11 protein-coding genes are annotated in these 12,369 nt (G+C 41.2%); 3 read left to right on the forward strand and 8 right to left on the reverse strand.

Annotated elements, in window-relative coordinates; genetic code table 11:
- Positions 1-147 precede the first annotated feature (147 nt).
- Positions 148-306, forward strand: coding sequence for a YqaE/Pmp3 family membrane protein (locus tag ABIS04_RS01400; RefSeq protein ID WP_011635799.1), 159 nt, complete (start codon positions 148-150; stop codon positions 304-306).
- Between the two features lie 275 nt (positions 307-581).
- Here ABIS04_RS01400 and ABIS04_RS01405 read toward each other — a convergent pair whose 3' ends face one another.
- From ABIS04_RS01405 to ABIS04_RS01415, 3 genes are all read right to left on the reverse strand, one after another.
- Complete coding sequence (locus ABIS04_RS01405) at positions 582-1,985, reverse strand: ATP-binding protein (protein WP_350432371.1); 1,404 nt, start codon at positions 1,983-1,985, stop codon at positions 582-584.
- On the reverse strand, positions 1,985-2,671 hold the full coding sequence (locus ABIS04_RS01410; RefSeq protein ID WP_137223634.1) for a response regulator: 687 nt from the start codon (positions 2,669-2,671) through the stop codon (positions 1,985-1,987). The genes ABIS04_RS01405 and ABIS04_RS01410 overlap by 1 nt, the downstream gene beginning before the upstream one ends.
- A 116-nt stretch (positions 2,672-2,787) precedes the next feature.
- Positions 2,788-4,215: a cytochrome C biosynthesis protein gene (locus tag ABIS04_RS01415; protein WP_140233084.1), complete on the reverse strand. Its 1,428-nt coding sequence runs from the start codon at positions 4,213-4,215 to the stop codon at positions 2,788-2,790.
- 276 nt (positions 4,216-4,491) lie between these two features.
- Between ABIS04_RS01415 and ABIS04_RS01420 the strand changes: the two genes are divergently transcribed.
- Together ABIS04_RS01420 and ABIS04_RS01425 are read left to right on the forward strand one after the other, a co-directional pair.
- Entirely contained in the window at positions 4,492-4,992 is a 501-nt protein-coding gene (locus ABIS04_RS01420) for a Spy/CpxP family protein refolding chaperone (RefSeq protein WP_350432372.1), read from the forward strand.
- Positions 4,993-5,191: 199 nt separating this feature from the next.
- Positions 5,192-6,061 carry a cation diffusion facilitator family transporter gene (locus ABIS04_RS01425; protein ID WP_350432373.1) on the forward strand — a complete coding sequence of 290 codons (870 nt, stop codon included), beginning with the start codon at positions 5,192-5,194 and terminating at the stop codon, positions 6,059-6,061.
- A 255-nt stretch (positions 6,062-6,316) separates the two neighbouring features.
- On the opposite strand, the gene glnG is transcribed toward ABIS04_RS01425, so the two are convergent.
- From glnG to typA, 5 genes are all read right to left on the reverse strand, one after another.
- A complete protein-coding gene (glnG, locus tag ABIS04_RS01430) occupies positions 6,317-7,729 on the reverse strand; it encodes a nitrogen regulation protein NR(I) (RefSeq protein ID WP_140233087.1) in 1,413 nt (470 codons plus the stop codon).
- 36 nt (positions 7,730-7,765) lie between these two features.
- Positions 7,766-8,803 carry a nitrogen regulation protein NR(II) gene (gene glnL / locus ABIS04_RS01435; RefSeq protein ID WP_140233088.1) on the reverse strand — a complete coding sequence of 346 codons (1,038 nt, stop codon included), beginning with the start codon at positions 8,801-8,803 and terminating at the stop codon, positions 7,766-7,768.
- Between the two features lie 139 nt (positions 8,804-8,942).
- Positions 8,943-9,467 carry a DUF4124 domain-containing protein gene (locus tag ABIS04_RS01440; protein WP_140233089.1) on the reverse strand — a complete coding sequence of 175 codons (525 nt, stop codon included), beginning with the start codon at positions 9,465-9,467 and terminating at the stop codon, positions 8,943-8,945.
- A gap of 107 nt (positions 9,468-9,574) precedes the next feature.
- Positions 9,575-9,886 carry a pyrimidine/purine nucleoside phosphorylase gene (locus ABIS04_RS01445; RefSeq protein ID WP_137223620.1) on the reverse strand — a complete coding sequence of 104 codons (312 nt, stop codon included), beginning with the start codon at positions 9,884-9,886 and terminating at the stop codon, positions 9,575-9,577.
- A 217-nt stretch (positions 9,887-10,103) separates the two neighbouring features.
- Complete coding sequence (gene typA / locus ABIS04_RS01450) at positions 10,104-11,915, reverse strand: translational GTPase TypA (RefSeq protein WP_137223618.1); 1,812 nt, start codon at positions 11,913-11,915, stop codon at positions 10,104-10,106.
- Between the last annotated feature and the right edge of the window lie 454 nt (positions 11,916-12,369).

Here is a 12,369-nt window from a genome sequence, read left to right on the forward strand (position 1 = left end):
TAAAATCCTATCCTCATTAAGAGAAATAACAACAATACTTGAAATAGTGGTCTGGCAATTGCTACTTACTTTATGCCAATAAATACAAGTCAGCTAATCTACGTTGGGGTAACAGTTAACCTCAGCACATTAAAAATGGAGGAGATTATGGATTTATTACGTATTTTAATCGCAATTTTACTGCCACCGCTTGGGGTTTTTCTGCAAGTTGGGCTAAGCAAGACCTTATTATTAAACATAATTCTAACTTTGTTAGGCTACATTCCAGGAATTGTGCACGCGGTATGGGTTATTGCCAAACGATAGTGGCAGCCAAAATAATTAGGCCTGATGGTGAAGCGGCTCAGGCCGCTTGCCTTAATCGGAAAATATTGCCAGTTAGGAGTAACTTTTACCTAGCAATGACATGCTTAATACTTAAATGTTTATCGTGCCAATGCTTTCAATGTTGATACAGCCGTGTGGTCTTATGAAGGTGAGCTTGCTGTTACCGATTCCCTGCGTGTGCAGAGGGAGTTGAATAACACCTTTACAGAGACTATTAGAATTACATTGCTTAAGTTTCGTCTTTTTGGGTTCGGCTAGCTTACTGGTAAACTGATATTGAGCTTAAGGCCTTGGCGCTGACCTGTTGGGCTGATAAGGTTTTCTGCCACTATACTGCCTTGGTGTAATGTAATGGCGGCTTGAGTGATTGCCAGCCCTAAACCCCAACCGCCGCTTTGCCTGTCTCTGGCAGTGTCGGGGCGATAGAAAGGTTTAAAAATAGCTTCAAGCTCTTTTGGGTCTATACCTGGACCGTCATCTTTTACTGTAATCAATATGTACTTGCCCACTAGGGCTGCGCTTATGGTTATCTGGCTATTGGCATAGTAAATAGCATTACGTAGCAAATTTTCTATGGCGCGGGAGAGCGTCTTCGGGTGTTGAGGAAGTTTCAGCGCCTCTGGTATATCAATCTGTAAATTTTTTCCTTGCTGCTCGGCTTCAAATTCGGCGTCATCTAATACTTGGCTTAAAGATTCCGCTAATTCCAACATCAATTTGTTTTCATGGCTGGCTAAGCTTACTCGAGAGAGGGTTAGCAATTCGCTTATTAGTGCTTCAAGTTGTAAGGCTTCATAGCCGATACGATCTAGCTCTTTACTTTGCTGCCCTTTTTTACGGCCTAAGGCCAAGGCTAATTGCAGCCTAGTAAGTGGAGTGCGCAGTTCATGGGATATATCGCCCATTAATCTTTGTTGATTGTTAATCATGGTTTGTACGGCATCAGCCATGCCGTTAAAAGCCTGTGCTAATTGGCCCATTTCATCGCCACGATTTACGGTAGCTACATCGACTCGGCTAGATAAATCTCCTTTGGCAAGGGCATTGGCACTCTGTCTTAAAGACCGTAATGGCTTACTTAAATACCATGCGAGCAGACCGCATAATAGGCCCGATAATAAAGTGGCTAGAGCTGCTGTGAGTAGCTTATTGTCGGAAAAGAAGAAAAACCACGGTTGTGGATGGTTATCGGGAAAACGGCCAAATAATTGATAAGCTTTGCCGTTGACCTCAAATGAATAGGGGCCAAAAATAAGTTCATCTCTAAATTGGTGACTAATTGGCTGCTCTGCTTCCTCTGCCATGAGTTGAAAACGTCTAAATCCTCGTGAGATCCGTTTAGTATTTAATACTTGCCCTTCGGCATCGGTTAAATATAAACGTAAAGGACCGCCTTCATGCTTATTACGGGGCTCATCTTGATTTCGTCGAGGAAACAGGCGTTGTAAGTTTCTATTTTCAAGTAATTGAGGTTCCTCTTGTATCTGCTCTGCGACATTTTTCAGTATGCGCTCAAGACTAGGAGGTAAAGGCGAACGGTCATGACTTTGCTGTAATAGCGGCAATAATGACACTAAGGCAATAATCAAGGAGCTGCATAGCCAAAACCCCAATAATAGTTTAAAAAACAGTCTGTTAAATGGGTTGTTTTTTAGCATTATGGTATCCAAATATAACCTTTTCCGCGTAGGGTTTTGACTCGTGGACGGCCATCTTGGCGCTCTGGTAGTTTTTTGCGTAGATTAGATAAATGCATATCTAAGCTGCGGTCAAATGGCATTAACTTTTTGCCTAATACGTTTTCGCTTAATGATTCTTTGGTGACCAGTTCGCCGGTTTTCTCGATTAAATTAAATAATAGAGAAAATTCGGTACCCGTTAAAATGATCAGTTGCTCATTACAATAGGTTTCTTGGCGGGTAGGATCGAGGCGTAAATCACCAAACAGTAGCATTTCATTAGCTTGGCTGTCTTGTTGGGTGGTGTTTGCTCTGCGTAAGATGGCTCTAATTCGAGCCACTAATTCGCGGTCATTAAAGGGTTTTGGCAAGTAATCATCAGCACCGATTTCAAGACCCACAACACGGTCAATTTCATCGCCGCGAGCGGTTAGCATTAATACCGGCGTTTGTTTTCTCTGGCGCAAAGCTCGCAATACTTCAAAACCATTAAGTTTAGGCAGCATAACGTCAAGTAAGATTAAATCAAAGTCTTGCTGTTGCGCCATCATAAGCCCTTGCTCACCATCATAAGCTTGGGTCAAGGCAAAACCTTCCAGCTCGAGTAATTGGCTAAGTAGGTCTGATAGACCAATATCATCGTCGATAAGTAGAATGCGATTCATAACTGTCCTCTGGCACAAAGAAAATCTGTATGTTGACGTTAACATACAGATTTTTTGATCAATTAAGCTTATAGCATGCCAAGATTAAATCATATCAACATTGCATTGTTTTACATTTAGCCAGCTTTATTTCTCAATAGATAACGTTTGATTCTGGCGATGATAAAGGTAAGAACAATAGATCCGAGGATCAGGCCTACCGAAAAGACTGCATTTTGCAATGAGCTAGGGTTAAAGACGAGCATACTGCCTAACCCTAACATCATAATGCCTGACATCAGTTTAAGCACTTCACCTTCTTTTTCGGTAAGTTTACGTTTACCTAGCGTCATAGAGAATACAATCACAATGGCAGCAAGTGGGATAACGTAAACCACGTTATAAGCAATGAGGTATAAGTAACGTTGCATAGTGTCGATATCTGATAATGATAACACTGAGGTGTAAATCATCGGGAAACCAGCAGTACACAGCAGCTCATAGGTGTTAGCTAAAATAGCCAAAATGGTTGAGCCTAAAAGCATCGCAGGTAGCGAGCTGGCTTTTGACAATTTACCCATTCGCTTGATAAGCGAGCCACGATTTTCAACGGACATTGATAGGCTAACGTCGCCACGACCATAAAAGTAATCTTTTATATTCACCAGCGCTGCGATTAATGCCAATACACCGGCACAAGTAATAATTATTCCACCGTCACCACCGCCAAGTACTTGGAATAAGTTAAGCCAAGCGCTCATAAATATAAAATAGATAAAGCCTGAGAAAAATACAAAAATCCCGCCCACTAATAGCATGCGTTTGCGGCTGCCAGCATTAACCATAATGCTCAGTAAAAACAGTAGTACGAAAAAGGCGCAAGGATTAAAGGCATCGACACCCGCTAATACTACGGTGAGTACAGGTAATGACATTTCTTCAGGGTGTACGGCACCAATTAATGGAATGTCGACAGGTTGAACGCTTGGTTCAGGGACAATATCACTGGCCTGTTCAAACGACATGCCGCATGAACCTTCGGCTTGTGGGTTGTCACTATTGTCGCTACAGGTTTCAAATAAAGGGGGGGGTACGGTTTGAGTTGCGCCGAGAAAATCATCGAGTTTATCACCAACGTCTGCTTTACCACCTTGGCGTTGGTAGCAGTTAACTAAGCGCTCTAATATGTAGCGCCCAGTGACATCATGACTGTTATAGCCAACCACCGCCTCACCACAAATGGCGAAGTAGGGCACTGATTTAGGTTCAACACCCGTTTGTTTACCCATTTCCATGAGTTTATCGACGTTGCCGGGTTCGTTAATGGCATAATCGTGTAACTCTATCCAATCAAAACGTTCGCCTAAAGCATCAATAAAAGGGTGCGCTTCACGACAATGTGGACAAGTTTTAGACCAAAAGAAATGCAGTTTAACTATTGGCTGTTGGTTTTGCTGGCTATACCAAAGTGAGTCATCTGTTGATGCTGTGGTACTGGCTATTGAGCTTGGAGCCACGACAAAAACACAAAGAAGTAACAGTAATTGGCCAATCAATCTATTCATAACTTATTCCATAAAAGCGCTAATAAAGTGATTTTATGCCCTAATATGATTGCTGTAAGGATCAAGTATGAATAACGTTAACTAGCTCTCATTACAAGGATTCTTATCGTACAATATGCAAGATCGATCATGTCATAATAGTGCTAAAGTGTTAAGAAAAATACTCTTTACATAGGTTTACTCTGTCTTAACCCTCATTGACATTGCATTCGGTAAACTGAGTATCAAATCTGCTAAGGCAGAAATCGAATCCCATTTAAACCGAGGAACTTAACAATGAAAACATCATCAATCATCAAAACGAGTTTAGTTGCCTTAGTGGCAAGTTCGGCATTATTAGCTGGTCAGTTATATGCCGCAGATACTTCAGACAACACTGCAAAAACTGAACGCTGTGCTAATAAAGGTGACAGACATCATGGTCCTAAAGACGGTATGCATAAAATGCTCCGCAAGCTGGATTTAACGGATGAACAAAAAGCGAAAGTTGAAGCGATATTCGACAAATATCAGGCCAAACGTCCAGAGCGCCCAACTAAAGAGCAGCGTTCTGAACACCGTGCAGAAATGCTAGCCTTAATTACTAGCACTAGTATTGACGAAGCTAAAGCAACTAAGATGGCCGAAGCGCAGCAGCAACAACGTCTACAGGGCATGCTAACGCATTTGAAAATGCAAAACGAAATTTACCAATTATTAACGCCTGAACAGCAACAAACGTTTAAAGATAAGTTTCAGTTTGGTAAAGGTGACAAAGGCCATAAGTCTCGTGATTAATCGTTAGCGCATGGTTATAAAGTATAATCGTTTAAAGCCGTTACCTTGTGGTAACGGCTTTTTTGTTTATGCAAGTTTGCTAATGGTCACATATTGCATATAACAAACGGTTACTTTAGTAAACTTTATCCTCATTAAGCAACGAACTTGCTATAGTAAAGGCTGTTTATTACCAAGCTAAAGAGCTGATAACTTCACTATGTCTACAACTTCTGAATATGACTTTTGGGTCAAGTTAGCCAGTCGAGCATCAATCGCTACGGCACTGTGCCTTATTGTCATTAAGTTAATCGCTTGGCTTTATTCAGGCTCGGCCAGTATGCTGGGGTCGTTAACAGATTCATTTGCTGATGCGTTGGCGTCGATTGTTAATTTTATCGCGATTCGTTATGCCATTGTGCCAGCAGATAAAGATCATCGCTATGGCCATGGTAAAGCTGAGCCGTTAGCATCGTTGGCCCAAGCTGCATTCATTTTAGGATCAGCGTCATTACTTTTGCTTTATGGCGGTGAAAAGTTAATTAACCCTGTTCCGGTAACCAATCCGATGAGTGGCATAGTGGTGTCTATTATTGCGATAGTACTGACATTTACCTTAGTGTTACTGCAACGTCACGCTTTGGTGAAAACCAACAGTTCTGTGGTTGAAGCTGATTCACTGCATTATAAATCTGATTTGTTATTAAATGCGGCGGTTTTATTAGCCTTGGTATTAGCGCAATATGGTTGGTGGTGGGCTGATGGTCTATTTGCTGTATTTATCGCGTTGTTTATTGGCAATCAAGCCATTGGTTTGAGTTATCGTTCCATTCAAAGCTTACTCGATAGGGAACTCGATGATGATACTCGCAATAAGATTAAAGCATTAGCTAAACAAGATCCTCGGGTTCAAGGGGTTCATGATCTACGCACTCGTCAAGCGGGTAAAACTACGTTTATTCAATTACACATGGAACTTGCTGGTGACTTATCACTGCATGATGCTCATAAAATAGCAGAAAAAGCAGAGTTTACGATTAAAGCGGCATTTGATGATGCTGAAGTGATTATTCACCAAGATCCTGTTTAATCAATGATGAATAGAGAACGATGCTTTTTATTAACCTTTATCGCGGGATTAATTGATTATTTGGCGGTTGTTTGGATACAGATTTGTGGGATGACAACTAACTGATTGGATGATAATCCAACATAGTCTCGCGAAAATGGCTGTTTGAGATATATGGTTTATTCTGCACTGGATTAAGGTTTGTAAAGTGAGTAAAGCTTAACAAACCTTAAAGCAACACAGGCATTACTGCGATTATGATGGCAATACTTGTGCTTAATCCATCGACAGTTCTTTCAATTTACGCGTTAGGGTATTGCGACCCCACCCCAGGCGTTTAGCGGCTTCTTGCTTATGGCCTTGAGTATGTCTAAGTGCTGTTTCAAGTAAAATACGTTCAAATTCAGGTTGAACTTCAGTGAGTAAGTCACTTTCACCTGCAGCCAGCTTTTCATCAATCCAATCAGTTAATGCGGTTTGCCAATCACTTGATCCAGCTTGTTTTTGCTGGTTTGCTACTGGGTCTTTGAGCAATTCTGGTGGTAAATCTTGCGGTAAAATTTCTTGTCCGGACGCCATCACCGTTAACCAACGACAAGTATTTTCAAGTTGGCGAACATTGCCCGGCCAAGGTAAGTTAGCCAGTTTTACGGCCGTTTCTTTGGTGAGTATTTTAGGTTCAACACCGATCTCTTTAGCTGCCGTGCTTAAAAAATGATTGGCGAGTTGGGCAATGTCTTCACGGCGTTGTGATAATGGTGGTAAATGCACTCTGATCACATTAAGGCGATGAAACAAATCTTCGCGGAAGGTGCCTTTTTGCACCTGCACTTCGAGGTTTTGATGTGTTGCGGCAATAATTCGTACATCAACTTGCACCGCTTGATGACCACCAACACGATAAAACTGACCATCAGCAAGCACACGTAATAATCGAGTTTGGACATCAATTGGCATATCACCAATTTCATCTAAAAACAGGGTACCACCATTAGCTTGTTCAAAACGTCCTTGGCGCACGTTGGCTGCACCAGTAAAGGCGCCTTTTTCATGACCGAAAAGTTCTGACTCAATCAAATCTTTTGGAATCGCTGCCATATTTAATGCAATAAACGGTTTGTCTTTGCGAGGACTATGTTTGTGTAATGCGCCTGCAACTAACTCTTTACCAGTACCTGATTGGCCATTAATGAGGACACTAATCGATGAACGAGATAAGCGACCAATGGCACGAAATACTTCCTGCATTGCAGGGGCTTCACCAATAATTTCTGGTGTTTTTATCGTCGTATCAATAACAGGTTGTGGTATTTGCTCTGTTGCATGAGTGAGTGCGCGCTCGACCAAATTAATGGCTTCATCGATATCGAATGGTTTTGGCAAGTATTCAAATGCACCGGCTTGATATGCACTCACGGCACTGTCTAAGTCTGAGTGCGCTGTCATGATGATGACTGGAATATGTGGATAATGTAGTTGTAAGCGATCAAGCAAGGTTAACCCATCAGTGCCAGGCATACGGATATCAGAAACAATGACTTGTGGTTGCGATGCTTCTAGAGCTTGCCATAAGGATTCAGCAGCTGCAAAACTGGCTGTTGACAGTGATGCACCTTGAAGTGCTTTTTCGAGTACCCAACGGATTGAGCTATCATCATCGAGGATCCAAACTTGTTCACTAATGTTCATGTTACTACCTCATTCTGCCTACAAAGGGCATGCTAGTTATTGTAATGGCAGGTTAATAATAAATTCGGTATGACCTGGTGCCGAGACACAATCGATGCGACCGCCATGTAATCGAGCAATGTTATGTGCAATGGATAAACCTAATCCTGAACCTTCGTCACGACCCGTGACCATCGGATAAAAAAGTGTGTCGATTAATTCTGCAGGAATACCGGGGCCGTTATCGATAATGGATAAGGCGAGTACTACTTTATAGTGCTTTGTTCCAATAGTGACTTGATGTTGGGTACGCGTTCGAATGACGATATCACCGCCACAATGCTCCAAAGCCTGAATGGCATTTTGCACAATATTCAATATTGCTTGCTGCATTTGCTCTGGGTCCATTTGAATATCGGGTATCGACGGATCATAATCGCGCGTTAAGTTAATATTACTAGGCAGTGCCATCTCAACGAGTTTCAATACTTTTTGTATTACTTGATGGATGTTGTGCTCAGCATGCTGGGTTGGACGTTGTGGCCCAAGCAAGCGATCGACTAAATTACGCAATCTATCAGCCTGTTCGATAATTAAACTGGTAAATTCTTTTAGATCGGGTGAAGTTAATTCGCGTGATAATAACTGCGCTGCGCCACGAAGCCCCCCGAGTGGGTTTTTTATTTCATGGGCGAGATTACGCACTAAAAATTGTGCCGCTTGTTGTTGAGCGTCCATATTAAGTTGCTGATGGATACGACGCTGCTGATCAACTTGGCGTAACTCCAAAATGCTTAAATTGGTGTCATTTTCAATGGGCATTAAGGTGATATCAATAGTGTGGTGTTGACCCTCTAGGGTAATTAACGCTGCAGTATTAACGGTAAGACTTTGGCCTGCATTAATGGCATTACGCAGTAATTGTGGTTCAACCCCCATTAATTGATATAACTCAGGTAAAGTTTGTTCAAGTATTTTGTGGTTACCGACTCCCAATAATTGTGCAGCTGCCGCATTGGCATAGCACGGCTTGAGCTCGGTATTGATTACCAGCACTGCTGTGACTAAATGATTTAGTAGATTATTTGTGTCCATTAGTCGTCCTAGTATAGGGTTGCACTATTATAATGCACCGATTTGGTGCGACGCACAACCCGGAACACACAAGCTCTTCCTAAGATAAATAGTCACGCATAAATTTATAAATCAATGAATAAGCTAGATTTTATCTTAATCACTTAGGCTTTTTTGCCGGCCCAAATACAGATGCTTGGTGAAGGAATATCTTTCTAGGAGAGCTTGATGCAAGGACTTTGCCGCTTTGTGTTACAGCGTTAACAACAATAGAATGTTGACCACGATTGATGCCCGTTAATTGAAACTCATTGGATACCTGAGGTGATGCCGTAGTCACTCCATCAACAAGTAAAGTAAATAATACTCCGCGAGGTAACTGAGGTGAGGCGCTAACTGACACCGTAAACGCACCGTTATTATCACGAATTGTGGTATCTTCTCGAGGTGAGATAATCGATATTTTGTAGTTAATTTTGGTTTCTGTTGTTGGTGTTGTATTGATTTTTGTAGGCGTGTTAATTGTCATGTTATTTTGGGTGTTTTCATTTAGATCAACAACTTCAGCATTATTTTTCGGTTCATCTGAGTAATGAACTTTACCAGTGTCATCTACCCAACGGTAAACAGTAGCAAGACTTTGGCTACTCAATAATAGCAAACCAATAAGTATGATAAGGCGCATGATCCACTCCATAAAACAATCGTTTCAATAGAGTAGACGTTTTTATAGAAAAAATCAGCTTAAACTGGTTAAGCTGAAGTGGGTAATGAGATGAGCACTCAATATGATTAGATATATTGACAGCAGTATTCTGAAATTTGCTCTGTTCGGATACTAAAGCTCACATTTGGTGCAAGTTGAAACTGGCTACCAGTAGCGTAAGCTACCCATTCTGTTTGGCCTGGTAATAATACGTCAAATTCACCTGAAATGACTTGCATTATTTCACCTTGAGCTGTTGAAAACTCATATTCACCAGGCATTACTACGCCAAAAGTTTGTTTACTGCCATCGGCTAACACTACACTTCTACTGACGACTTTACCGTTAAAATAAACATTGGCCAGTTTCGCGACACTCACTTGATGCAACATACTTATATAATCTCCTTCAATTGATATGATTCTATTCTCGTTAATTATATAACCAGATAATGAGTAAATTTGATATTACGTGAATTTATCTAGGTTTGGGTAAAATATCTAGTTAAATGTTTTCATGTTGATTCCAAATCACCGCTAACAAAAAGCCCAGATGCAACAGGCATCTGGGCTTTTTAGGTTTCAAGTGTGACAAATATAATTTGCCACTCATTGATTAACCGCGGTTATTACGCTTACGCTCATTTTCAGTTAAGAATCTCTTACGAACACGAATGTTCTTAGGAGTTACTTCAACTAATTCATCATCATCGATGAACTCAAGCGCTTGTTCAAGTGTCAATGTAATAGGAGTCGTCAGTACTTGTGCTTCATCAGTACCTGATGCGCGCATGTTAGTTAGCTGCTTACCTTTAAGACAGTTTACTGTCAAATCGTTAGAGCGAGCGTGTATACCCACAACTTGACCTTCATACACTTCGGCAGCGTGACCAATAAACATACGACCACGGTCTTGTAATGCAAAAAGAGCGAAAGTTAGCGCTTTACCTGTTGCGTTTGAAATCAATACGCCGTTAGCACGTTGACCAATATCGCCACCTTTGTGTGGACCGTAGTGATCAAATGAATGATAAATTAGACCCGTACCAGATGTTGCAGTTAAGAACTCGGTTTGGAAACCAATTAAGCCACGGCTAGGAATGATGAAGTCGATACGTACACGACCTTTACCATCAAGCTGCATGTCTTTCATTTCACCTTTACGAACACCTAATTTTTCAATTACGGTACCTTGATGTTCTTCTTCAACGTCAACGGTTACCGTTTCGTATGGTTCACATAACTCATCATCAATTGTTTTGAGAATAACTTCAGGACGCGATACTGCTAATTCATAGCCTTCACGACGCATGTTTTCAATTAAAATCGATAAGTGTAATTCACCACGTCCTGAAACGCGGAAACGGTCTGGACTTTCTGTTTCTTCAACGCGAAGTGCAACGTTGTGAACTAATTCAGTTTGTAAACGCTCAAGTATGTTACGTGAAGTCACATACTTACCTTCTTTACCCGCGAACGGAGAAGTGTTTACTTGGAATGTCATTGTTAATGTTGGTTCATCAACAGTTAACGGTGGCATTGCTTCTACTGCATTCACTGCACAGATAGTGTCAGAGATTTTAAGTTCACCTAAACCTGTAATTGCAACGATGTCGCCTGCATTTGCAATTGGCACTTCGGTACGGTCAAGACCCATGTAACCTAATACTTGGCCCATTTTACCGTTACGAGTCTTACCATCAGCGCCAATAATAGTCACTTGTTGGTTAGTCTTAACGCTACCACGGGTAATACGGCCAATACCGATAACACCCACGTATGAGTTATAATCGATTTGAGAAATTTGCATTTGGAATGGCGCTTCCGCATCAGCGTCAGGGAAAGATACTTTCTCAACGATAGTTTGGAATAGAGGCGTCATATCATCGCTTGCTACATCAGGATCTAATGTTGCAAAACCATTTAATGCCGAAGCATAAACGATTGGGAAGTCTAATTGTTCGTCAGTGGCACCTAAGTTAACGAATAAATCGAATACTTGGTCAATAACCCAATCTGGACGAGCACTTGGACGGTCAATTTTGTTGATAACAACAATCGGCTTAAGGCCTTGAGCGAATGCTTTCTTGGTTACAAAGCGAGTTTGTGGCATTGGGCCATCAACTGCGTCAACCAATAGTAATACTGAATCGACCATAGATAAAACACGTTCTACTTCACCACCGAAATCGGCATGGCCAGGAGTATCAACGATATTAATACGGTAGTCGTTCCACTGGATGGCAGTATTCTTTGCCAGAATGGTGATCCCACGTTCTTTTTCAAGATCGTTAGAATCCATAACCCGCTCAGTAGCTTCTCCACGAGATGCAAGGGTTCCTGACTGCGCCAACATTTTGTCAACCAGGGTTGTTTTGCCATGGTCAACGTGGGCAATAATGGCGATGTTACGTAAATTCTCTAACACAGATAAACCTCTAAACCAGCAAATAAAAAAAAGGATCTAACAAAAGCTATCTATTATAGCCAATGTAAAAAAGCGTGCCATTCTACTTCACAGCGGCTTTTGTAGATAGGATTATTTTTGAACACCTGTAAATATATTGCTTTCTAAGCCTAAAAAAAACAATATGAAACGTTTATATATTAAACATAACAAAGGTGTGATACTAAAATGTGACAGAGCTAAAACACCAAGATAATTACGACGCACTATTATGGACTATTGCACCATAAGTAAACTCGTTGCGCACTGTATTGGTGCAATTGGTGTGTTCGGAGTGTGAAGTGTATTTCTCATTTTCGTAAAATCAATTACTTAGCGATGTGGCATGAATATCGCTTTACTGCAGATAATTATGCAAAATTCGTTTTCCAGATGCATTATCTGGCGAATAACAAAATTATATTAAGGGACAACC

It is taken from the genome of Shewanella sp. H8 (genome assembly GCF_040285065.1).
GTDB classification, from domain to species: Bacteria; Pseudomonadota; Gammaproteobacteria; order Enterobacterales; family Shewanellaceae; genus Shewanella; species Shewanella polaris.

Bases quoted from the DNA above. Each gene is read 5' to 3' on its own strand.
- ABIS04_RS01400 (WP_011635799.1), top strand. From the start codon at position 148: ATGGATTTATTACGTATTTTAATCGCAATTTTACTGCCACCGCTTGGG.
- ABIS04_RS01405 (WP_350432371.1), bottom strand. From the start codon at position 1,985: ATGCTAAAAAACAACCCATTTAACAGACTGTTTTTTAAACTATTATTG.
- ABIS04_RS01410 (WP_137223634.1), bottom strand. From the start codon at position 2,671: ATGAATCGCATTCTACTTATCGACGATGATATTGGTCTATCAGACCTA.
- ABIS04_RS01415 (WP_140233084.1), bottom strand. From the start codon at position 4,215: ATGAATAGATTGATTGGCCAATTACTGTTACTTCTTTGTGTTTTTGTC.
- ABIS04_RS01420 (WP_350432372.1), top strand. From the start codon at position 4,492: ATGAAAACATCATCAATCATCAAAACGAGTTTAGTTGCCTTAGTGGCA.
- ABIS04_RS01425 (WP_350432373.1), top strand. From the start codon at position 5,192: ATGTCTACAACTTCTGAATATGACTTTTGGGTCAAGTTAGCCAGTCGA.
- glnG (WP_140233087.1), bottom strand. From the start codon at position 7,729: ATGAACATTAGTGAACAAGTTTGGATCCTCGATGATGATAGCTCAATC.
- glnL (WP_140233088.1), bottom strand. From the start codon at position 8,803: ATGGACACAAATAATCTACTAAATCATTTAGTCACAGCAGTGCTGGTA.
- ABIS04_RS01440 (WP_140233089.1), bottom strand. From the start codon at position 9,467: ATGCGCCTTATCATACTTATTGGTTTGCTATTATTGAGTAGCCAAAGT.